Below are 22,771 nucleotides of genomic sequence, written 5' to 3' on the forward strand. Positions count from 1 at the left end.
CTATAGCGGCCCGCCGCCTTCGACTCTACAGATGCCGTATTGTACCGTGCTTCGTCTGTCATCCCGCCCTCATCCGGGGGGCTACCACGAGCCTATCGCGCGTCGGCGAGCTGCCGCGCGTCGCCGCCCGACAGCGCAGTGCAAGCCCGCAGTACGAGCCAATTGTGCAGGGTGGATAAAGTCATGAGCCAGACGGTTTTGATCACCGGCGCCAACGGCTTTATCGGCAAAGCCGTCTGCGCCGCGCTCCTGCAACGCGGAGACCGGGTTATCGGCGCGGTGCGCCGGGCGCAAACGGTCGCCGACGGCGTGCGCGAATGGCTGCTCGACACCGACGACTTCCAGGGCATCGAGCAACGCTGGCCGGTGGCGTTGCGTTGCGATGCGATCATCCACCTCGCATCGCGCGTCCACATGATGCATGAGACGGCGGCCGACTCGCACGCCCTGTACCGCGCGACCAACGTCGAAGGCACCTTGCGCGTCGCCGCTGCGGCCCATCGCGCCGGCGTGCGCCGCTTCGTGTTCGCGAGCAGCGCGAAAGCCGTGGCGGAAAGCAGCGCCGGCCGGCCCATCAAGGAAACCGACCCGCCCGCGCCGTCCGATCCCTATGGCATCTCCAAACTCGAAGCCGAGCGCGCGTTGCTGGACTACGGCCGCGAGTCGGGACTTGAAATCGTGATCGTTCGACCGCCGCTCGTGTACGGACCGGGCGTGCGCGCGAACTTTCTGCAACTGATGAGCGCGATCGCGAAAGGCATCCCGCTGCCGCTCGGCGCGATTGCCGCGCGCCGCAGCCTGGTGTTCGTCGACAACCTCGCGGACGCACTCGTGCATTGCACCACCGACCCGCGCGCGGCCGGCCACACGTTCCACGTCACCGACGGCCGCGATCTGAGCGTGTCGGAACTCGCGCGGGCGCTGGCGGTGCAACTGCACGCGCCGCAGCGCCTCGTGCCGGTTCCGGTCGGCGTGCTGCGCGTGGCCGGTCGTTTGACCGGCAAAACGGCGCAGGTGGAGCGCCTCGTCGGGGAGTTGCGCCTGGACAGTTCGCACATCTGCGAATGTCTCGGCTGGGTTGCACCGCATACCGTCGAGCATGGCTTGCTGGAGACCGCCGCGTGGTATCGCGCCACGCATTGACCCAGCGTATCGACCGATCCACTTGGCGCACCGAGCGCCCAAACCGTACCTCACTTGCCGCCGATGTCGATCGCTTCACTATCCGCGTATCCGCTTGCTCATCTGCTCCTGTGGGGCACCGTCGCGCTGGGCGCGTGCGCGGCGATCCTGTGGGCGCTGCTCCGAAGCGGCCTTGCATGGCGTCTCGCCACCGACATCCCCAACGACCGCTCGCTGCACACCCGGCCGACACCGCGCATCGGCGGCTGGGGCATCGTGCCGGTGGTCGTCGTGCTGATCTGGCTGCTCGCGCCGTCGCTCTGGCTGCCCGCCTTGACGGCGGCGCTGCTTGCCGCGCTCTCGCAAATCGACGACCGCCGCGGCCTGCCGGCGCGCGTGCGCTTTAGCGGGCATGCGGCGGCGGTGGCGGCGCTGGTCGCCGTGTATCCGGCCGAGGTGCCCTGGTGGGCGCTGGCGGCAATGGCGGTTCTGCTCGTCTGGCTGGTCAATCTCTACAACTTCATGGACGGCTCCGACGGGCTCGCCGGCGGCATGGCGCTATTCGGCTTCGGCGGCTATGCGATCGCCGCGTCGGTGCCGATGAGCGCCACGCCCCACGCGGACGCGGCGCTCGCGCTTGCCAGCATGGTCATAGCGGGGGCGGCGGCGGGCTTTCTGCTGTTCAACTTCCACCCCGCGCGGATTTTTCTGGGCGACGCCGGCTCGATCCCACTCGGCTTCCTCGCCGGCGCGCTCGGCTATTGGGGCTGGCGCGAAGGCGTGTGGCCGGTGTGGTTTCCGGCGCTGTGCTTCGCGCCGTTCATCGGCGACGCGTCCGTCACATTGCTCAAACGCCTGCTGCGCGGCGAAAGATTTTGGCAAGCGCACCGGGAACACTACTATCAAAGAATGGTGCAGTCGGGCGTGGGACACGCATCGACGGCCCGCACCTGGTATTTGTTCATGGTAGCAGGCATAATGCTTGCTATCTGGGCACTACACTTCGCTGTCCTGATTCAATGGCTTGTTGTCGTCGTTTGGGCTGCCTTGCTGGCGGTGGCCGGACTGTGCATTGACCTCCGCTGGCGACGCCATGCGTCCCGTTCCGGGCAATCCTGAGGTTCTACGCAATGAAAAGTTTCAAAGCCCGTTGGCTTTCGTTCAGTGCGTTTGCGTTCGATCTATGCGCGGTGGCTCTGGCCTGGATGCTGGCATACGTGATCCGTTTCAACGGTCCGGTGCCTGCTCCGTTCTGGGCGAGCGGAATGCATGCGCTCGTGTGGGTGCTGCTGAGCTACGCGGTGATGTTCCGCAGCTACGGCCTCTATCGCGGCATGTGGGTGTTCGCGAGCTTGCCCGACCTCGTGCGCATCGCGAAAGCGATCGGCGTCGGCGCGCTGGTCGTCGTGATCGGCTCGGCGCTGTTGCAGCCCGCGCCCGTGGTGCCGCGCTCCGTGCTGATCGTCTCGCCGATGCTGCTGTTCCTCGCCATGGGTGGCTCGCGCGCGCTCTACCGCGCGGCCAAGGAGTTCTATCGCTACGGCGGTCTGGTCGGACAAGGCAAGCCGGTGCTGGTGCTGGGCGCGGGCAACGCCGGAGCGAACCTGGTGCGCGAGCTCAAGCGCTCGGGCGAATGGCGCCTTGCTGGCCTGCTCGACGACGATCCGGTCAAGCAGGGCCGCGAAATGTACGGCTACCGCGTGCTCGGCGCGATCAGCGATCTGCAGAAAATTTGCGCCGAACTGAAAGTCGAACACGTGATCATCGCGGTGCCGTCGGCGTCGGTCGAAGTGCATCGCCGCATCGCCACGCTGTGCGTGCGCGCGGGCGTGCGGGCGATGACGCTGCCGGCGCTCACGCCGCTCACCCAGGGCCAGGCGTTCCTGTCGCGAGTGCGTCAGATCGATCTGGAAGACCTGCTCGGCCGCGAACCGGTGACGATCGACACGGATCACGTCGAAGCGCTGTTGAAGAACCGCGTCGTGATGGTGACGGGCGCGGGCGGCTCGATCGGCTCGGAGCTGTGCCGGCAGATCCTGCGCTTCGGCCCGGTGCAGCTGGTCGCGTTCGACATCTCGGAGTTCTCCATCTATCGGCTGAACGAAGAGCTGCGCGACAAGTATCCGGAAGTGTCGGTGGTGCCGATCATCGGCGACGTGAAAGATTCGCTGCTGCTCGATCAGGTACTGGGGCGCTACTGTCCGCACATCGTGTTTCATGCGGCCGCCTACAAGCACGTGCCGCTGATGGAAGAAGTGAACACGTGGCAGGCCGTGCGCAACAACGTGCTCGGCACGTATCGCGTGGGGCGCGCGGCGATCCGCCACGACGTCGCCCATTTCGTGCTGATTTCCACCGACAAGGCCGTCAACCCGACTAACGTGATGGGCGCGAGCAAGCGTCTGGCGGAGATGGCCTGCTCGGCATTGCAGCAGCAGGGCGCACGGCGCACGCAGTTCGAAACCGTGCGCTTCGGCAACGTGTTGGGCAGCGCCGGTAGCGTGATTCCGAAGTTCCAGGAGCAGATCGCGCGCGGTGGACCGGTCACGGTCACGCACCCGGAAATCACGCGTTTTTTCATGACGATTCCGGAAGCGTCGCAACTGGTGCTGCAAGCGTCGAGCATGGGGCACGGCGGCGAGATCTTCATTCTCGACATGGGCAAGCCGGTGCGCATCGCCGATCTGGCGCACGATCTGATCCGGCTGTACGGCTTCACCGAGGAACAGATTCGCGTGGTGTTCACCGGTTTGCGTCCTGGCGAGAAGCTTTACGAAGAACTGCTGGCGGACGACGAAACGACTACGCGTACGCCGCATGCGAAGTTGCGCATCGCGCGCGCGCGTGAAGTGCCGGACAGCCTGATCGACAATCTGCTGCCGTGGCTGATGCAGCACCGCGTGCCCCCCGACGACGAAGTGCGCCGCGACCTGCGCCGCTGGGTGCCCGAATATCAGCCGGCTACTGCCCCCGCTCTGCGCAGCGTGATGCCGGCGACGCGGGCCTCCTGAGTTTGGCGGGCGGCATGCCCGTCGCACCTGGTCAGCAAGAAGGCGCCGAGGCGCCTTTTTTGCATCATCCCGACGACAGGTTCACATGATCCCGGGGCCGACCATCAAAACCTGCGACAAGGATTCGGCCCGGGCACGCTCGTGGCCTTGGTCGCCGCTGAAAACGCGGCGACCCCCGCGAGCGTTGCAGCAACTTTCAGCATCTTCGCGAGCGGATCGCCGGTCGCATCGCTCGCCTCGTTCACCTGCCGGCCCGCGTTAGCCGTGCATTCGGGCGCTGCGACCGCTGCCGCGGCCGGCTTCGCGGCCCAGACGAGATTGTCCGACACCATGTTCGCGAACGCGGGCAGGCTGGATGCGAAAACGCCAAGCGCGAAAACATGAACTTGCCACTTCATGACGGCCCCTTTCCTTATGGTTATTTAAAAAACTTCAACGGTATCGACACCAGCCGCGGTTCATGAAGCCTAAGCGGCGGCGCAGTGCTTACCGCTTCGTCTTCCTCACCACCATCCACCGCGGCGACTTGAATCGTACGATGCTCATGTACAGCCACACATAGGTCGCCGCGAACACCACCACGAAGCAGAACAGATGCAGCGTATGTCGCCAGAACAGCGTCGCCGGTACGACGGCGATCAGGCACAGCAGCCACAAATACGGCGAGGTCAGTGAATTGCGCCGCGTCAATTCGCGCGCGGTGCGCGCGCCGACCGCCCAGCGCATCAGCCGCTTGTACACCAGCATGTGCAGATGCACGCCGTCGGGAATGCCCGGCGACATGCCGCGAATGAACTTCTTCCGGTAGATCGAAAAGCAGGTTTCGAAAATCGGATACATGAAGAGCAGCACCGGATACCACGCCGACACGTCGCGATTGCGCATCACGAGCATGATCGACAGTTCGGCGAGCATGAAGCCGATGAAGTACGCGCCGCCGTCGCCGAGAAAGATCAGACCCGCCGGGAAATTCCAGATGAAGAAGCCGAGCACCGCGCCCATCATCATGAACGACGCGGACAGCACGATCGGATCGTGCACCTGGAACGCCACGTAAGCGAGCGAGGCGAACATCATGAATGCGACCATCGACGCGAGGCCGTTGAAGCCGTCGATGATATTGATCGCGTTGGCGAGCGCCGCGACGGCCAGCACCGTGACGAAGAACGAGATCACCGCATACGAGAGCAGGAAGTCGAGCGGTGGCACGCTGATGCGCGTGACCGCGATATCGAGCACGAAAAAGGCCAGCGCGGCGGCCGCCATCGTGCAGACGAGGCGCGCGAGCGGCGACACGCGTTTGGTCAGATCTTCGACGAGGCCCGAGCCGAACGCCGGCATGCCGCAAGCCATCAGCCCGAGAATGCCGCCCGACACGGCGGGGTAGGCCCGCTGCAGTTGCACGGCCGACACGATCAGCCCGAGCAAAATTCCGATCCCGCCGATGCGCGGCACCGGACGCACATGGAATTTCTGCACGCCGGCCAGATCGGTATCGGTGGAAAGTTTTTCATGCAGATGCGCATAGCGCACGATCAACAGCGTGATCAGCAGTGAAACGAGAAAGCCGAGCGCAAAACTAAGCATGAAAGTGGGCCTGAGCGAAGACGCCGAATTATACAAACGAAACCCGCGGTGCCCGGAAAGCGGCATGCATCGCGCCGTGGCCCTGCCGCTGCGAGGCAGTCGTCGGCGAATCCTGGATAGTGAGGTCCGAGACGCCCGCAAATCAACGCCGGTCATGGATTTCACCTATTCGGCAGAACTCGCGCGAGGTCGTTAACCTGGATGCGGCGAAGTGTCGGTCACGCGCGACAACGCGGCGTGCACATGCTGAGCTGTTTAGCCGCGCGTAGGCAAAGACGTTACGGAGACCCAATGCTAAACAACATCACGATTCGTGGCGGCCTGACGCTGGTGATCAGCGTATTCGTCGTTTTCCTTCTGACGGTGATCGGTGTCGGTTACGGCGCGCTCAAGCTCGCCAACGGCAGCCTCGATGACACGCAGCGCAGCGCGGTGGCGCTGTCGCATCTGAAGGCAAGCTCCGAGAAGCTGCTGCAGGTGCAGCTGGCGTTGGGCACCTATCAGACCTTGTTTAGCGTCGGCAAGCAGACCGACGATCTGCTGCCGGCCGCGCACAAGGTGCTGGTCGAATCGAGCAAGGATTTCCGCAACTACATGGCTGGCCCGTTTGCGAGCGACGACGAGCGCAGGCTCGCGCAGAGCGTCGAGCAGGCGCGCGCCGCGCTGGTCGACAAAGCGATCGAGCCGGAATTCAAGGCGCTCACCGAGTTCGACTTCAACACCTTCCGCAACATCCAGGGCGAGACTGCAAACAGCCTCTACGCGGCCTATTCGAAGGCGATCGATGCGCTCGAAAACGCGCAGATGGCCGCCGAGCATCAGCAGGCGGCCACCGGCGCGCAGCGTTTCCAACTGGCGACGCTGCTGTTCGTCGCGATCGGCGCGGTCGCGCTCGTGATCGGCGTGGCGGCCCGCATGGCGTTGTCGGCGGCGCTCATCAAGCCGGTCAACGCGACCGTCAGGCACTTCGAGCGCATGGCCGCCGGCGACCTGACGGTGGCTATCAAAGTCCGCTCGCGCAACGAGATGGGTCAGTTGCTCGGCGCGCTGACCAAGATGCGCGACGGCCTCGTCGACACGGTCGCCAAAGTGCGCGCCAGCACGAGCGCGATCACGCAGGGCGCGAACGAAATCGCCTCGGGCAATGCGGACCTGTCCGCGCGCACCGAGCAGCAGGCGGCCGCGCTGCAGCAGACCGCCGCGAGCATGGAACAGTTATCGGCGACGGTGAAGCAGAACGCGGACAACGCCAAGCAGGCCAATCGGCTAGCCCATGGCGCGCTCGACACGGTGACGCGCGGCGGCACGGTGGTCTCGCGCGTCACTACGACGATGGACGGCATCAGCGCGTCCTCGCGCAAGGTGACGGAGATCATCGGCATGATCGAGGGGATCGCGTTTCAGACCAATATTCTCGCGTTGAACGCCGCGGTCGAGGCGGCGCGCGCCGGCGAGCAGGGACGCGGCTTCGCGGTGGTGGCTTCGGAAGTGCGCAGTCTCGCGCAGCGCTCGGGCGCGGCGGCCAAGGAGATCAAGGAGTTGATCGGCGAATCCGCGGCCAAGGTCGAGGAAGGCGCTTCGCTCGTGTCGGATGCGCAGAAGACGATTCACGAAGCGATGAGCGCGGTGGAGCGCGTAACGGGCGTGATGAAGGAGATCGAAGCGTCCGCGCTCGAACAGAGCGACGGCATCGAGCAGGTCAACAAGGCCGTCTCGCAGATCGATGAAGTCACCCAGCACAATGCGGCACTCGTCCAGCAGGCAGCGGCTGCGGCGAAGTCGCTTGAAGAGCATGCCGTTGCGCTGCGCGATGCGGTGGCGGTGTTTCAGCTCGATGCGCCGGCGGTTTGAACGAGGCGCTCGAACGCGCCTCGGCCGCTCATGCGAAGCCGTTCGGATTGCTCGACTGCCAGCGCCAGTGGTCCGCGCACATCCGCTCGATGCCGAATTGCGCGCGCCAGCCGATGATGCGCTGCGCCGCGGCCGGATTCGCGAAGCACGACCCGACGTCGCCCGGACGGCGCGCGACAATCTCATAGGGCACCGGCTTGCCCGACGCTTTTTCGAACGCGCGGACCACGTCCAGCACGCTATAACCCTGGCCCGTGCCGAGGTTCACGACGAAACTCGCATCGCGCTCGACGAGCGCATCGAGCGCGGCGAGATGTCCGCGCGCCAGATCGACCACGTGGATGTAGTCGCGCACGCCCGTGCCGTCGGGCGTCTCGTAGTCGCCGCCGAACACGCGCAGTTTTTCGAGCTTGCCGACCGCCACCTGCGCGACATACGGCATCAGGTTGTTCGGAATGCCCGCCGGATCTTCGCCGATCAGCCCGCTCTCGTGCGCGCCGACCGGATTGAAGTAGCGCAGCGTGGCGATGCGCCATGACGGATCGGCCAGTTGCAGATCGCGCAATACCTGCTCGGCAATCAGCTTCGACTGGCCATACGGATTGGTGGCCGACAGCGGGAACGACTCGTCGATTGGCGAACTCTGCGGCACGCCGTACACCGTTGCCGAGGAACTGAACACGAACTGCTTCACGTTGCGATCGCGCATCACGCCGAGCAGGCTCAGCAGGCTGCCGACGTTGTTGCCGTAGTACTCGATCGGCTTCGCAACGGATTCGCCCACTGCCTTGAGCGCGGCGAAGTGAATCGCGCCGGTGATCGGATGCGCGTCGAAAATGCGGTTGAGCGCGGCTGCGTCGCGGGCATCGTTTTCGTAGAAGGTCACGGCGCGCCCGGTGATTTTTTCCACGCGCCGCAACGATTCGCGGTTGCTGTTCACGAGGTTGTCGATTACCACGACGTCGAACCCGCCGTTGAGCAGTTCGACACATGTGTGCGAACCGATGAAGCCCGCGCCGCCCGTTACCAGAATCGTGCCCTTCGTCATGCTAGCGCTCCGTTAAAGTAAGACACCCGTGATTTTCTGCACCAGGTCTTTGTAGTTTTCGACGACGACCCGTTCGTCGAATTCCCGTGCGACCTTCTGCCGGCCGCGCTCGGCCATCGCGCGGCGTTCGGCGTGGCTCATGTCGAGCATGCGCGCAAGTTGTGACGCAAGACTGTCCGCGTTGCGCACTTCGCACAGCAAGCCGTTGATGCCGTCGCTCACCACTTCGCGGCAACCCGGCACGTCCGTCGCGACGATCGGCCGGCCCATTGCCGACGCTTCCATCAGGGTGCGCGGCACGCCTTCGCGGTACGACGGCAATACGATGCAGTCGGCATCGGCGATCAAGGGGCGCACGTCGTGCGCCTCGCCAAGATACTCGATGATGCCTTCCTGTTCCCACGCAGCCACTTCTTCGCGGGTGATCGCGCTCGGATTGTCGACGCCCACCGGACCGAGCAGTTGGAACCGCGCGCGCGGATAACGTTCGCGCAAGCTGCGCGCCGCTTGCACATATTCACCGACGCCCTTGTCCCACAGCAGCCGCCCGATCAGCACGAACCTGAAATCAGGCCGCTCCGGCAACGGCGTCAACGCGAACTGTTCGAGATCGACGCCTTCGCCGTGCAAGAGCCGGGCACGCTCGGGATGCGCCAGCAGCTTTTGCTCGACGAACGCGGCCTGATCGTCGCGATTCAGAAACCAGACTTCACGCGGGAAACGGAACGCGAAACGATACAGCCTTTTCGCCACCTGGGCGGCGCGGCTGTGCTGGATGAACACATAGCCCAGACCGGTCGTGATCGCCACCGACTGCACGCCCGCAAGCTTCGCGGCGATGGAGCCGTAGATGTTCGGCTTGACCGTGTAGTGGAACACCACGTGCGGACGGATGCTTCGGTATTGCCGGTAGAGCGCTGCGAGCGTGCGCAGATCGTCGCGCGGATTGGTGCTTTTCGAGGCGATTGGCAGTTCGATGCAACGGCAGCCCATCGCAGTCAATAGCGCGAAAGTCCGGTCGCGCGGTGCGAGCACCGTCACGTCGACGCCGCGTCCGACCAGCATCCGGATCAGCCCTTGCCGATAGGTATAGATGGCCCAGGCAGTATTGCAGACGAGGGTGATACGCAGCGCGGGCGTCGACTTCAGGGCAGGTTTCATGCGGGAGCGGGCGTGGCGTTGAGTGGAGCGGGGCATGGCTCAGTCAGTGACTCGCACGCGGCGCGAGCAGCGCGCGTTTGACCCGCTGCAGCGCGTGGTACGGCGTCACCAGGTGCAGCAGATTCTTGGCGAGTCCCAGCCAGTCGTATGGATTGGCGGGATTGAAGTAGCGCAATTGCAGCCGCAGCGTCGAACTCACCTGACGGCGCCGTTTGGTCGCGCTGATGCCGTCTTCGTTCAGCTCGTAGTAGAGACCGAGCTCCGGCAGATTCGCGCAGTCATAGCGCTCCATCAGGCGCACGAACAGATCCAGGTCTTCGGCCGAGCGGTAGGCCGCGCGATAGTTGCCCACGGCGCGCACGGCGTCGATGCGCAGCATCATCGAAGGATGCGCGAGACACGAGCGGAAAAAGCGCATGCGCCGGATCAGGGCCGGCTCGGCGGGCGGCGTCAGCATGAAGAGCGGCTCGCCCGCGCGCGTGACCACCTGCGTCCACATGCCTAGGCCTGCCACCTGCGGATGCGACTCCATGAACGCGCGTTGCCTCGCGAGCCGGTGCGGCACGCTACGGTCGCCCGCGTCGATACGCGCGGCGTAGCGAAAGCCGCGCTGCGCGAGCGCGTCGATGCCCGCTTGCAACGCGCGCTCGATGCCGCCGTTGCGCGGCATGCGCAACACGTCGATGCGCAGATTGGCGAGCCTCGGCGCGACGATCGGCGGCGTGCTGCCGTCATCGACGATCAGCACATGGACCGGCGCGCTTTCGCTGAACGACGCGAGCGTCAGATCGACGTCGGCCTGGCCGTTGTACGCGGGCATCAGGACGGCGACGTCGTCGAGCGTGGCGGATGAGTTCGTCATGGGCGCAATTTGAAGCGGATGTAACAAAGATTGATCGACGCCGCCGCCAGATAGCCGGCCGCGAGACCCACCAGCGCGCCATACGCGCCGAGCCGCGGAATCGCCAGCAGATTGACCGCGAATGCGATGGCCAGCGCCAGCAGCCATTTGCACAGCAACACGAACTTGGCCTGATACTTCAGCACGATCAGATTGCCGATCGCTTCGATGCCGGCCGGCAGGGACAGCCACACGGCCCAGCGGAAGATTCCGATTGCGCCTTCGAAGTCCGGCCCGAACACACGGCGAATAATGAAGCCCGCGAGCAGGTCCAGCACGCATGCGCCGCCCACCATCAGCGCGGCGGTCATCGCAGTGAGCCGCCACATGTTGCGGCGCAGTTGCCCGGCTTGCTGCACGCGGTAGACGAACGCAGGCGCGATGGTCTGCGCGAGCATCAGCGCGAGCGTGATCCAGTTTTCGTTCAACTGCTGTGCGGCGGAATAGCGGCCCAGGTCGGCGAACGAGATAGCGCGTTCGAGCATCAGCCGGTCGAGTTTCAGGAACAGATACATACAGATCAGGCCGAGCCAAAACACCGTGCCCGCGCTCGCGAAATGCCTGAACAGCGTACCGTCGACCTGCCAGCCGAGCCGGCCGCCGTGGCGTCGCATGAAGTAGATCAGCAGCACCGCGCCGATTGCCGCCGATTCGAGCGCCCACAGCCAGCCGAAGCGCGCGGGCGCCGCCGCCGCACGCACCAGCAGATACACGCAGCCGGCCTTGACGAGAGCCGTGCTCATACTGGTGAGCAACTGCGGCTTGCTATAGGTCATGCTTTGCAGCCACGCGTTGATCACGCCGACGAACGGTTCGCGAAACAGCATCGTCACCGCGAGTCCCGCGAGCATCGCACCGACCAGCGGGTCGAACCTGTGCAGCGCAATGCCAAGCCACGTGAGCAGCAGCGCGCCCACCGACACCGAGAAGCGCAACGCAAACGCGCTGCCGAGCACGGTGCCGAGTTGCGCGGCCGGTCTGCCGACGATAGTGGGTACGAGGATTTCCGCGCCGCAGACCCAGGTGATCGGCGAGAGCACCAGTAGCAGCGTGTTCGCGTATTGCCACTTGCCGAACACGTCCGGCCCGAAGTAGCGCGCCAGCAGGCCGCTGATGGCAATCGCCACGCCGATCTGCGTGAGTCTTTCGAGCCCGAGCCAGACGATATTCGTAAAAGCGCGCGTGACGTCGGGATTGGCGAAGCGCTTGAGCGTCAGCATCCGTTGACCGCTCGGCGGTCCATCCAGGGGTCCATGCAGGCAGATAGCGCGGCGGCGTTCCGTGCGTTTGCCCACCTGGCCGGCCACCGCGGCAACTTTACGAACGGAGGGCGTCTAAGCATTAGAATGGCGTTGTTCAGGCGGTCGGAAAAACGCAATTATAAGTTGGAACCGGACCGCTTCCGGCAAGGACGCCCCGCAGGGTTTTAGCGCTACGTTTTATCACTGGCCTCATACTAGTTTTACCGCGAGTCTTACCGATATTCAGCGGTGCGCCTGTCAAATTTTCCACTGCACGTAAGTGAGCCAACATGATCTCCCAATCCATTTTCAAGGCATATGACATTCGCGGCGTGATCGGCAAGACGCTCGACGCCGATGCGGCGCGTTCCATCGGCCGTGCGTTTGGCAGCGAAGTGCGCGCGCAAGGTGGCGATGCGGTGGTGGTCGCGCGCGACGGTCGCCTGTCCGGTCCCGAACTTGTCCAGGCATTGTCGGACGGGCTGCGCGCTGCCGGCGTCGATGTGGTCAACGTCGGCATGGTGCCCACGCCGGTCGGCTACTTCGCGGCCAGCGTACCGTTGCAGCTCGAAGGCGGCGAACGCCGTGTCGATTCCTGCATCGTCGTGACGGGCAGCCACAATCCGCCTGACTACAACGGCTTCAAGATGGTGCTGCGCGGCGCGGCCATTTACGGCGAGCAGATTCTCGCGCTGCATAAGCGCATCGTCGACGAGAACTTCAGCGACGGCAACGGCACCTACACCGAATACGACATCGCCGACGCGTATCTCGATCGCATCGCGAGCGACATCAAGCTCGCACGTCCGATCAAGATCGTCGTCGATACGGGCAACGGCGTTGCCGGCGGCCTCGCGCCGAAGCTGTTCAGAAAGCTCGGCTGCGAACTGGTCGAACTGTTCACCGAGATCGACGGCAACTTCCCGAACCATCACCCGGACCCGGCTCACCCGGAAAACCTGCAGGACGTGATCCGCGCGTTGAACGAGACGGATGCGGAAATCGGCTTCGCGTTCGACGGCGACGGCGACCGCCTGGGCGTCGTCACGAAAGACGGCCAGATCATCTATCCGGACCGCCAACTGATGTTGTTCGCCGAAGAAGTGCTGTCGCGCAACAAGGGTGCGCAGATCATTTACGACGTGAAGTGCACGCGCAATCTCGCGAAGTGGGTGAAGGACAAAGGCGGCGAGCCGCTGATGTGGAAGACCGGCCACTCGCTCGTGAAGGCGAAGCTGCGCGAAACCGGCGCACCGCTTGCCGGCGAGATGAGCGGCCACGTGTTCTTCAAGGACCGCTGGTACGGTTTCGACGACGGCCTGTACACCGGAGCGCGTCTGCTCGAAATCCTCACGCGCGTCGCTGACCCGAGCAAGCTGCTGAACTCGCTGCCGAATTCCAACTCCACGCCCGAGCTGCAACTGAAGCTCGAAGAAGGCGAGAACTTCGAACTGATCGCGCGGTTGCAGCAGAACGCGAAGTTCACCGGCGCGGACGACGTCGTGAAGATCGACGGCCTGCGTGTCGAGTACCCGGACGGCTTCGGTCTCGCGCGTTCGTCGAACACCACGCCCGTCGTGGTGATGCGCTTCGAGGCCGATAACGACGCGGCGCTCAGACGCATCCAGGAAGACTTCCGCCGCGTGATCCTCGCGGAGAAGCCCGACGCGAAGCTGCCCTTCTAAAGGCTCGAGCGGCGGCGCAGACCGGGCGGCGTTGTCCGGTTCGCCCGCTTGTCATCGCTGCGGTTGTCGAACGCGGCGCGGTTTTGCATGACCGCGCCGCGTTTTTTCATGTCGCGTTTTCATGTGATTCACATGTGACGCGCTAGAATTGCCGTCTTCGTGAGCCAGCGCCGGGTCGCCCGGTGTTTTCTCATCCCCTCGGGGCCCTGTGCGAAGCGACAGGTCGGGGGCTCTTTCAACGCATCTGCGGGCCGGATAGCCGGCTTTCCCACTCTTGAGCGTGCAAAAGATATTGATCGTGAGGGTGTCGTCGTTGGGCGACGTCGTTCACAACATGCCGGTGATCGCCGACATCCGACGCCGTCACCCCAACGCCCAGATCGACTGGCTCGTCGAAGAAAGCTTCGTGGGACTCGTGCAACTGGTCGGCGGCGTGCGGCGGGCCATTCCCATCTCGCTGCGGCGCTGGCGCAAGCGCATGCTGTCGGTCGAGAACTGGCGCGAGATCGGCGCGTTCCGCCGCGCGCTCGCCGCCGAGCACTACGACCTCGTGATCGACTGCCAGGGGCTCATCAAGACCGCGTGGGTCGCGAGCATGGCGCGCGGGCCGCTGGTCGGCCTCGCGAACCGTACCGACGGCGCGGGCTTCGAATGGCCGGTGCGCTTTTTCTACGGCAAGCGCGTGCCGATTGAACCGCGCACCCACGTGGTGGAGCGCACGCGGCAACTGGTCGCCGCAGCGCTGAACGACCCGCCTCCGCATCCCACCGACGACATCGACTTCGGCATCGACACCGGGCGCGCCGCGCTGGCTTTGTCGCAGGCCAATCTGAATCTGCCGGTGCCGTATGTGGTGTTCGTGCACGCCACGTCGCGGGCTGACAAGCAGTGGCCCGACGCCGCGTGGATCGAGCTGGGTCAGTCGCTGGTGCGGCGCGGCGCGTCGATCGTGCTGCCGTGGGGCAGTGACGCCGAGCGCGCGACCAGCGAGCGTCTCGCGAAGGAATTCGGCGCGGCCGCAATCGTGCCGCCGAAGCTGTCGTTGCCCGCGGTGGTCGGGCTGCTCGATGGCGCGGCGGCCACGGTCGGCGTCGACACGGGCCTCGTGCACATTGCGGCGGCGCTCAAGCGGCCCACGGTCGAGTTGTACAATTTCTCGACCGCATGGCGCACTGGCGGCTACTGGTCGCCGAACGTCGTCAATCTCGGCTCCGCCGGCCAGCCGCCCACACTGCAACAGGTCAAATCGGCACTGGCCGGTTTCGGCCTGCTGTAACCCGTCGGTGCCTTCGCCTCGCGCACCCTCCGTTTCCAGGGCGACCATGAACGAAACCCAGATCATCGAAGTAGCGAACGCCGACTGGCACGCCCGCAACCTGTCCGTGCCGCGCGAGACGCTCCTGGCCGGCGTCGAGCGGGGCAAGGTGCTGTACTTCCCGAACCTGCGCTTTGCGATCGAAGGCGGCGAGCAGGCGCTGCTCGATCCCGCGCTCGCCGATCCCAGCCGCAAGAACATCAGCCTCGAACCCAACGGCGGCGCATTGCACGGCGTGGCCGGCGACGCCGTGACGCAATCCGCGGTGCGCGCGTTGATCGCGCGTTATCAGGTCAATGCGCGCACGCTGGTCGACGGGCTCTTTCCCGAATACAACGGCCGGCTGCGCGTCGCGCCGACCAGCTTGCGGCTGCATCAGGTGGAAACGCGCGAAACCTCATGGCGCAAGGACGACAGCCGCCTGCACGTCGACGCGTTCCCGTCGCGGCCGAACTACGGCGAGCGCATTCTGCGCGTGTTCGCCAATGTCAATCCGCATGGCGCGCCGCGCGTGTGGCGGGTCGGCGAACCGTTCGAGGACATGGCGCGGCGTTTCCTGCCGCGCATCAAGCCGCAGATGCCGGGCTCCGCGTGGGTGCTCAATCTGCTGCATGTCACCAAGTCGCGGCGCAGCGAATACGACCATCTGATGCTCAACCTGCACGACGGCATGAAGGCCGACCTCGATTACCAGAAGACGAGCCCGCAGCAGACCATGCCGTTTCCGCCGGGCAGCGTATGGGTGTGTTTCTCCGATCAAACCTCGCACGCGGTGATGTCCGGCCAATTCATGCTGGAGCAGACGTTCTTCCTGCCGGTCAAGGCGATGGCGCAGCCCGAGTGCGCGCCGCTCGGCATTCTCGAGCGCCTGAAGGGCAGGGCGCTGGTTTGAGCGCCGCGCACGTCGTGGGCGATTGGCGAGGCGCGTGCTGCGGTGCGCTCGAGCGCGCGAAGAATGCGCTGCATGCGGACCAAGCGCGGTGTGCGCAGCGCACACAACGAGCGCCGTGCGTGCAGCGCGCACAGACCGTGGATCGCCGATGCTAAGGGCCCTCTATAACGCGCTGTGGTGGATCATCGCGCCGTTTGCCGTGCTGCGTCTGTTGATCCGCTCGCGCAAGGAGCGCGGTTATCGCGCCCATATCGGCGAGCGCTTCGGCTACTCACGCGGACGCTTGCCGGAAGACAATGCGCCGCTGATCTGGGTGCATGCGGTGTCGGTCGGCGAAACGCGCGCCGCCGAGCCGCTCATCGACGCCCTGATGAAAGCGCGCCCCGATGCGCGCATTCTGCTGACCCATATGACGCCGAGCGGCCGCGCCACCGGCACGCAGATTTTCGGCGACCGCGTGCTGCGCAGCTATGTGCCGTACGACATGCCGCATGCGGTGCGGCGGTTCTTGCGCACGTGGCGGCCCTCGCTCGGTCTGGTGATGGAGACCGAAGTGTGGCCGACGCTGATCGACGAATGCCGACGCGCTGACGTGCCGCTCATGCTGACCAATGCGCGCATGTCGGCGCGTTCGTATAAGCGCGCGGCCAGGTTCGGCGGCGCGGCCAAAGACGTGTTCGGCGGTTTTTCGCGTGTGCTCGCGCAAAGTCCGTCGGACGCCGAGCGGCTCAGCGCGCTCGGCGCGCGCAATGTCGCGGTGCTGGGCAATCTGAAGTTCGATATGAGCACGCCGCCGGAACTGGTGGCGCGCGGTCATGCCTGGCGCGCGGCGCTCGGCGCGCGGCCGGTGTGGGTGGCGGCGAGCACGCGCGAAGGCGAAGAGGCGTTGGTGTTGCAGGCGCTCGCGGCGCTCGGCGTCGATGACGCGCTGCTGATCCTGGTGCCGCGCCATCCGCAACGGTTCAACGAAGTGGCGGCACTCGTCGAGAAGGCCGGGCTGCGGTTGGAACGGCGCTCGAAGTGGGCGCCGGATGCCAAACTGGCCTCGGCGGCTGCGGTCACGAGCGGTGCGGTGCCGGCTTTGCCGCCCGGCGTCGACGTGCTGCTGGGCGATTCGATGGGCGAGTTGGGCGCCTACTATGCGGCGGCGGACCTGGCGTTCATCGGTGGAAGTCTGCTGCCGCTCGGCGGACAGAATCTGATCGAAGCGTGCGCGGTCGGTGTGCCGGTGCTGATCGGGCCGCACGTTTTCAACTTTACGCAGGCCACCGCGGATGCGGTCGCAGCGGGTGCGGCGGTGCAGGTGCAAGACCCGGCCGATCTGGCGCGCGCATTGCGCGAGCTGTTCGGCGACAAGGCGCGGCGTCTGGCGATGAGTGGAGCGGCTTCGGCATTCGCCGCGCGCCATCGCGGCGCGACGGCGCGGACCGTGGATGTGGTGATGGCGGCGTTGCCGGAGTGAGGCGGTGACTGCGAGGGCGGGCTGACGCACCGGATGCAACGCGTGCACCAGGTGCCTCTCGGCATCAAACCTTCAACAACCCCTTCTTCTCGATAAACCGCACGACTTCATCCAGGCCGTCGAGCGCCTTGAGGTTGCACATCACGAAGGGCCGCTCGCCGCGCATCTTCTTCGCGTCCGTTGCCATCACGTCGAGATTCGCGCCCACCATCGGCGCGAGATCCGTCTTGTTGATCACCAGCAGATCCGACTTCGTGATGCCGGGGCCGCCCTTGCGCGGAATCTTCTCACCGCCCGCCACGTCGATCACGTAGATCGTGAGGTCCGACAGTTCCGGGCTGAACGTCGCGGCCAGGTTATCGCCGCCCGATTCGATGAACACGATATCGGCATCGGGAAAGCGCGTCAGCATGCGCTCGACGGCTTCCAGATTGATCGACGCGTCTTCGCGGATCGCCGTATGCGGGCAGCCGCCGGTTTCGACACCCATGATCCGCTCGGCCGGCAACGCGCCCGCCACGGTCAGCAGGCGCTGGTCTTCTTTCGTGTAGATGTCGTTGGTGATCGCGACGAGGTCGTATCGGTCGCGCATCGCCTTGCAGAGCATTTCGAGCAACGTGGTCTTGCCGGAACCGACCGGTCCGCCGACGCCCACGCGCAGCGGCGGCAGTTTCCGGGTTCGGACGGACGAATGGGCGGGATGATGAGCTGCGTTCATGATGGATCGTGTTATGAGCGGAAGAGCCGCGAATACTGCGACTCGTGACGCGCCGACAGAATGCCGAGTTGCGGCGCGAACGTGTTGATGTTCTCGGGTGACGTGGCGAGCGCGCGCGCGACCGCTGCATCGATGGGCTGGCGCAAGGCGACGATGATGCGTTGGCCCGCGAGCTGTCCTAACGGCACGGCCTTCAATGCCGCGGCGGCCTGGTTCTCGACCCAGCTGAACGCGTATGCGGCGAGCGCAGCATCGACGGCCGCGTCGTGCGCCCAGGCAGCGAACGCGAATGCCGTGGGTTGCGCGAGCGGTGTGAGCGAAGCGAGCGTCGCGCGTCTGGGCGCATCGCCCCATTCGAGCGACGCGCACAACTGCCGCAGCGACCAGCCCATCTGCTCGGTTTCGCGGCGCAATTCCGCGGACTCGCGGCTCGCGAGAAATTCGCGGTTGGCCTCAGCGAGAGCGGCGGCGTCATGCGTGCGCCAGCGTTCCATCTGATGCGCGAGAAACGGCAGCTCGCCGTGCGCGAGCACGTCGCTCAGCCCGCTTTCGATCCACGCGCGGGCGGACTCGGCGTCGGTGATCAACTGCGCTTCGATTGCCGCTTCGAGACCTTGCGAGTAGCTGAACGCGCCGATCGGCAGCGCCGGCGATGCGAGATGCAGCAGCGCGGTGAGCTCAGCGATGCGCATGATGCGCGTGGCCGCATGATTCGTCGTGCACGTGGCCGCTATGGTCGTGATCGTGCTGATGCCCGTGCTCGTGGGAATGACCATGCGAAGCGTGGGTGGGCCCGTGCGGATGATCCTGCGAGCCGGCATTGTCATGCCCATGATGCTCGCCGAACACCTGCTGCGCGAGCGCGTAGTCTTCGGCGAACGTCTCGTCGTGCCCATGCTTGTGCCCGCCGCCATAAGCGCCGGACTCGGGCTCGAACGGCAGCGACGCCCGCTCGACCGTTGCGCCGATGCGCTCGAGCATATCGGCCAGCACCGGATCGTATTCGAGCTTCAGATAATCGGCGCCCACTTCCACCGGCGTATGACGATTGCCGAGGTGATAGGCGGCGCGCGTCAGCGTCAGCGAATCTCGCGCGCGCACATACAGCAGCGCCTGCGCCGCGGCGACCACGCGCACGAGGCCGCCGTCGTCGGCCACCAGCACGTCGCCGCCGCGCAGCACGGTGCCGCGCGGCAACAGCAGCGCGACTTGCTCGCCGTTATCGAGCGTGGCGGCGAGTCGGCTCTTGCGCCGTTCGTCGAAAGCGAGCGTCAGCGTCGGGGCCCGCTTCACCAGCACAGGGGCCAGCTTCAGATGGGGCGCCAGCAGTTTGTCGAGAGTGCGCATGGTCAGAATAGAAAATAGCGTTGCGCCATCGGCAGCACGGTAGCCGGTTCGCAGGTCAGCAACTGGCCGTCCGCGATGACCTGATAGGTTTCCGGATCGACGCTGATCGCCGGACGCCACGCGTTGTGAATCATGTTCGCCTTCGAGATGTTGCGGCAGTTCCTCACGGCCACGATACGCTTGTTCAGCCCATAACGTTCGGCTACGCCCGCGTCGGCGGCCATCTGCGACACGAAGGTCAGCGACGTGCGCGCGAGTGCGCCGCCGCGCGTGGCGAACATTTCGCGATAGTGGACCGGCTGCGGTGTCGGTATCGACGCGTTGGGGTCGCCCATCTGCGCCATCGCGATCATCCCGCCCTTGAGAATCAGCGACGGCTTGATGCCGAAGAACGCCGGCTCCCAGAACACCAGATCGGCCCACTTGCCCGGTTCGACGGAGCCGACTTCATGCGCGATGCCGTGCGTGATTGCCGGGTTGATCGTGTACTTGGCGACGTAGCGCCTCGCGCGGAAGTTGTCGTGGCGCGCGTTGTCTTCCGGCAGCGCGCCGCGCTGCACCTTCATCTTGTGCGCGGTCTGCCAGGTGCGGATGATCACCTCGCCGACCCGGCCCATCGCCTGCGAGTCGGACGACAGCATCGACAGCGCGCCGAGATCGTGCAGGATGTCTTCCGCGGCGATGGTCTCGCGGCGAATGCGCGATTCCGCGAACGCGATGTCTTCCGCGATCGACGGGTCCAGGTGATGGCACACCATCAGCATGTCGAGATGCTCGTCGAGCGTGTTGACGGTGTAAGGGCGCGTCGGATTGGTCGACGAGGGCAGCACGTTCGCCTCGCCGCACACCTTGATGATGTCCGGCGCGTGGCCGCCGCCCGCGCCTTCGGTGTGATACGTGTGAATCGTGCGGCCTTTGAACGCGGCCACGGTCGCTTCGACGAAACCCGCTTCGTTCAGCGTGTCTGTGTGAATCGCCACTTGCGTGTCGGTGTCGTCGGCGACAGACAGGCAGTTGTCGATTGCGGCGGGCGTCGTGCCCCAGTCCTCGTGCAGCTTCAGACCGATCGCGCCGGCCGCGATCTGCTCCAGCGCCGGCTGCGGCTGACTCACGTTGCCCTTGCCGAGAAAGCCCAGGTTCATCGGATAACCATCGGCTGCCTGCAGCATGCGTTCGAGATGCCACGGACCCGGCGTGCACGTGGTTGCGTTGGTGCCGGTCGCCGGGCCGGTGCCGCCGCCGAGCATCGTCGTCACGCCGCTCGCGAGCGCTTCTTCGATCTGCTGCGGGCTGATGAAGTGAATGTGCGTGTCGATGCCGCCCGCCGTCACGATTAGGCCTTCGCCCGCGATCACTTCGGTGGACGCGCCGATCGGGATGGTCACATTCGGCTGGATGTCGGGATTGCCCGCCTTGCCGATTGCGGCGATGCGGCCGTCCTTGATGCCGATGTCCGCCTTGACGATGCCCCAGTGGTCGAGAATCACCGCGTTGGTCACGACCGTGTCGACCACGTCTGCGTGCACGCGCTGCGACTGTCCCATGCCGTCGCGAATCACCTTGCCGCCGCCGAATTTCACTTCTTCGCCGTACGTGGTGAAGTCGCGCTCGACTTCGATCAGCAATTCGGTGTCGGCGAGGCGCACGCGGTCGCCGGTCGTGGGGCCGAACATTTCCGCGTACGCGCGGCGGCCAATGCGTAATGTCATGGTGTGAGTCCGGAGGTGAGCAGGGCGGTTCGGGCGCGGCAGCGCATGTCGCGCGTCACAGCTTACCCATCACTTTGCCGTTGAAGCCGTAGACGAGACGCTCGCCCGCCAGTTCGACCAGCTCCACCGTGCGTTCCTGGCCGGGCTCGAAGCGCACGGCGGTGCCCGCCGCGATGTTCAGCCGGAAGCCGCGAGCGGTTTCGCGATCGAAGGAGAGCGCTTCGTTCACTTCATAGAAGTGGTAGTGCGAGCCGATCTGCACCGGGCGGTCGCCGGTATTCGACACCACCAGCGAGAGCGTAGCGCGGCCTGCATTGAGCTCGTGTTCGCCGTCGTCGATGAGGAGTTCGCCGGGAATCATGGGGCCTGCCTTGTGCGCTTAAGGGATTGGATGATGGACGGTGACGAGCTTCGTGCCGTCGGGGAAGGTGGCTTCGACCTGAATGTCGGGGATCATCTCCGGCACGCCTTCCATCACGTCGTCGCGCGTGAGCAGTGTGGTCCCGTAGTGCATGACCTCGGCGACGGTTTTGCCGTCGCGCGCCGCTTCCATCAGCGCCGCGGTGATGAAGGCGATCGCTTCCGGGTAGTTCAGTTTGAGGCCGCGGGCGCGGCGCCGCTCGGCGAGCAACGCGGCGGTGAAGATCAACAGCTTGTCCTTCTCGCGAGGTGTCAGCTTCATCGAATGTGTGCGTTCTAGTGGGCGGTCGGATTTGCCTTCGGCATCGACAGGCGTCGTGGCGGTCGCGTCAATGGCTGCCGGGGCCGCGACAGTCGCTGCAGGTCACAGCGCCGACCGGGTGCGACGTATGCCGGCGAGCCGACGAAGCGGGCAGGACCGATAGTCCGGTCACGGTATCAAGTCCCGCTAACGGCGGGCTTACAGATCGGCCGGCAATGGGGCGCCGAACCACTTTTTCGACATCGTGTCGAGCGTGCCGTCGTGCTTCGCCTGCACGATTGCGGCGTTCACTTTCTGTTGCAGACGCGGCTCGTTCTTGTTCATGCCGACGAAGCACGGCGAGTTCTTGATCACGAACTTCGGCTCCGGGCGGCGCGGCGGATTTTTCGCGATGATCGCGGCCGCGACGATGTTACCCGCGGCGATCAGTTGCACCTGGCCCGACAGGAATGCGGCGATCGTCGCATTGTTGTCCTCGAAGCGTTTGATGGTCGCGTTCGGCGCCATCTGCGACAGGCCGATTTCCTCCAGTGCACCACGCGTTGCGCCGACCGTCTTGCCGGTGAGGTCGGCGGGGCCGCTCACCTTGATGTCGGCGGGGCCGAACACGCCTTGATAGTACGGCGCATACGCGGTCGAAAAGTCGATCACCTTCTCGCGGTCCGGCGTCTTGCCGAGCGACGAGATCACCAGATCGACCTTGCCCGTTTGCAGGTACGGAATGCGGTTCGCGCTATTGACCGGCACGAGTTCGAGCTTCGCGTTCATCGACTTCGCGAGCAGCGCGGCGGTGTCGATGTCGTAGCCTTGCGGCTTCATGTCGGGACCGACCGAGCCGAACGGCGGATAGTCTTCCGGCACCGCCACTTTCAGCACGCCGCTTTTGGCGATGTTCTCGAGCGTGTCAGCGTGGGCGGTGATCGCGTGAAAAGCGAGGTGCGCGGTAATGGGCGCAAAGAGCAGCGCGGCAACGAAGGCGCGGCGTGCGCGGCGGGGCAATGATCGTTTCATGGTCTCCTGGCGATGGTAGCGGTGGCGT

The 22,771-nt window shown here is 65.3% G+C and carries 21 protein-coding genes; 8 read left to right on the forward strand and 13 right to left on the reverse strand.

The features are described 5' to 3' along the window. Window positions 1-183 precede the first annotated feature (183 nt). The 3 genes from ABQJ48_RS14870 (at window position 184) to ABQJ48_RS14880 (ending at window position 4,133) form a co-directional block, all read left to right on the forward strand. A complete protein-coding gene (locus ABQJ48_RS14870; protein ID WP_367838771.1) occupies window positions 184-1,143 on the forward strand; it encodes a UDP-glucose 4-epimerase family protein in 960 nt (319 codons plus the stop codon). 63 nt (window positions 1,144-1,206) lie between these two features. Next, on the forward strand, window positions 1,207-2,241 hold the full coding sequence (locus tag ABQJ48_RS14875; RefSeq protein ID WP_367838772.1) for an MraY family glycosyltransferase: 1,035 nt from the start codon (window positions 1,207-1,209) through the stop codon (window positions 2,239-2,241). Between the two features lie 11 nt (window positions 2,242-2,252). Beyond that, window positions 2,253-4,133: a polysaccharide biosynthesis protein gene (locus ABQJ48_RS14880; RefSeq protein WP_367838773.1), complete on the forward strand. Its 1,881-nt coding sequence runs from the start codon at window positions 2,253-2,255 to the stop codon at window positions 4,131-4,133. Window positions 4,134-4,237: 104 nt separating this feature from the next. Here ABQJ48_RS14880 and ABQJ48_RS14885 read toward each other — a convergent pair whose 3' ends face one another. Next, a complete protein-coding gene (locus ABQJ48_RS14885; protein WP_367838774.1) occupies window positions 4,238-4,531 on the reverse strand; it encodes a hypothetical protein in 294 nt (97 codons plus the stop codon). A gap of 88 nt (window positions 4,532-4,619) precedes the next feature. Then, on the reverse strand, window positions 4,620-5,720 hold the full coding sequence (locus ABQJ48_RS14890; RefSeq protein WP_367838775.1) for an MraY family glycosyltransferase: 1,101 nt from the start codon (window positions 5,718-5,720) through the stop codon (window positions 4,620-4,622). Between the two features lie 291 nt (window positions 5,721-6,011). On the opposite strand from ABQJ48_RS14890, the gene ABQJ48_RS14895 reads away from it, so the two are divergent. Further along, the gene (locus ABQJ48_RS14895) at window positions 6,012-7,571 is read left to right on the forward strand and encodes a methyl-accepting chemotaxis protein (RefSeq protein ID WP_367838776.1); all 1,560 of its coding nucleotides are present in this window, start codon (window positions 6,012-6,014) and stop codon (window positions 7,569-7,571) included. A 28-nt stretch (window positions 7,572-7,599) separates the two neighbouring features. Here ABQJ48_RS14895 and galE read toward each other — a convergent pair whose 3' ends face one another. The 4 genes from galE to ABQJ48_RS14915 are packed head-to-tail and all read right to left on the reverse strand — an operon-like array spanning window position 7,600 to window position 11,901. Continuing rightward, window positions 7,600-8,619, reverse strand: a complete 1,020-nt coding sequence (gene galE, locus ABQJ48_RS14900; RefSeq protein ID WP_367838777.1) for a UDP-glucose 4-epimerase GalE — start codon at window positions 8,617-8,619, stop codon at window positions 7,600-7,602. 12 nt (window positions 8,620-8,631) lie between these two features. Next, entirely contained in the window at window positions 8,632-9,780 is a 1,149-nt protein-coding gene (locus ABQJ48_RS14905) for a glycosyltransferase family 4 protein (protein ID WP_367838778.1), read from the reverse strand. A 43-nt stretch (window positions 9,781-9,823) separates the two neighbouring features. Further along, window positions 9,824-10,642: a glycosyltransferase gene (locus ABQJ48_RS14910; protein ID WP_367838779.1), complete on the reverse strand. Its 819-nt coding sequence runs from the start codon at window positions 10,640-10,642 to the stop codon at window positions 9,824-9,826. Beyond that, the gene (locus ABQJ48_RS14915) at window positions 10,639-11,901 is read right to left on the reverse strand and encodes a lipopolysaccharide biosynthesis protein (protein ID WP_367838780.1); all 1,263 of its coding nucleotides are present in this window, start codon (window positions 11,899-11,901) and stop codon (window positions 10,639-10,641) included. The genes ABQJ48_RS14910 and ABQJ48_RS14915 overlap by 4 nt, the downstream gene beginning before the upstream one ends. A gap of 311 nt (window positions 11,902-12,212) precedes the next feature. On the opposite strand from ABQJ48_RS14915, the gene ABQJ48_RS14920 reads away from it, so the two are divergent. From ABQJ48_RS14920 to waaA, 4 genes are all read left to right on the forward strand, one after another. After that, entirely contained in the window at window positions 12,213-13,607 is a 1,395-nt protein-coding gene (locus tag ABQJ48_RS14920) for a phosphomannomutase/phosphoglucomutase (protein ID WP_367838781.1), read from the forward strand. Window positions 13,608-13,881: 274 nt separating this feature from the next. Beyond that, entirely contained in the window at window positions 13,882-14,883 is a 1,002-nt protein-coding gene (gene waaC, locus ABQJ48_RS14925) for a lipopolysaccharide heptosyltransferase I (protein ID WP_367838782.1), read from the forward strand. Between the two features lie 46 nt (window positions 14,884-14,929). After that, complete coding sequence (locus ABQJ48_RS14930) at window positions 14,930-15,814, forward strand: Kdo hydroxylase KdoO (protein WP_367838783.1); 885 nt, start codon at window positions 14,930-14,932, stop codon at window positions 15,812-15,814. Window positions 15,815-15,962: 148 nt separating this feature from the next. Further along, a complete protein-coding gene (gene waaA / locus ABQJ48_RS14935) occupies window positions 15,963-17,276 on the forward strand; it encodes a lipid IV(A) 3-deoxy-D-manno-octulosonic acid transferase (protein WP_367838784.1) in 1,314 nt (437 codons plus the stop codon). A gap of 64 nt (window positions 17,277-17,340) precedes the next feature. Here the strand turns inward: waaA and ureG are convergent, their stop codons facing one another. From ureG to ABQJ48_RS14970, 7 genes are all read right to left on the reverse strand, one after another. Then, entirely contained in the window at window positions 17,341-17,994 is a 654-nt protein-coding gene (gene ureG / locus ABQJ48_RS14940; protein ID WP_367838785.1) for an urease accessory protein UreG, read from the reverse strand. An 11-nt stretch (window positions 17,995-18,005) separates the two neighbouring features. Then, window positions 18,006-18,686, reverse strand: coding sequence for an urease accessory protein UreF (locus ABQJ48_RS14945; protein WP_367838786.1), 681 nt, complete (start codon window positions 18,684-18,686; stop codon window positions 18,006-18,008). Then, a complete protein-coding gene (ureE, locus tag ABQJ48_RS14950; protein ID WP_367838787.1) occupies window positions 18,673-19,341 on the reverse strand; it encodes an urease accessory protein UreE in 669 nt (222 codons plus the stop codon). The genes ABQJ48_RS14945 and ureE overlap by 14 nt, the downstream gene beginning before the upstream one ends. Window positions 19,342-19,343: 2 nt before the next feature. Then, complete coding sequence (gene ureC, locus ABQJ48_RS14955) at window positions 19,344-21,050, reverse strand: urease subunit alpha (protein ID WP_367838788.1); 1,707 nt, start codon at window positions 21,048-21,050, stop codon at window positions 19,344-19,346. 55 nt (window positions 21,051-21,105) lie between these two features. After that, a complete protein-coding gene (locus ABQJ48_RS14960) occupies window positions 21,106-21,411 on the reverse strand; it encodes an urease subunit beta (protein WP_367838789.1) in 306 nt (101 codons plus the stop codon). 18 nt (window positions 21,412-21,429) lie between these two features. Then, window positions 21,430-21,732 carry an urease subunit gamma gene (gene ureA / locus ABQJ48_RS14965; RefSeq protein WP_011487082.1) on the reverse strand — a complete coding sequence of 101 codons (303 nt, stop codon included), beginning with the start codon at window positions 21,730-21,732 and terminating at the stop codon, window positions 21,430-21,432. Between the two features lie 198 nt (window positions 21,733-21,930). Beyond that, complete coding sequence (locus ABQJ48_RS14970; protein WP_367838790.1) at window positions 21,931-22,743, reverse strand: transporter substrate-binding domain-containing protein; 813 nt, start codon at window positions 22,741-22,743, stop codon at window positions 21,931-21,933. Window positions 22,744-22,771: the final 28 nt, after the last annotated feature.

Origin of the sequence: Paraburkholderia suaedae, assembly GCF_040812055.1 — a bacterium.
In the GTDB taxonomy this organism is placed as follows: domain Bacteria; phylum Pseudomonadota; class Gammaproteobacteria; order Burkholderiales; family Burkholderiaceae; genus Paraburkholderia.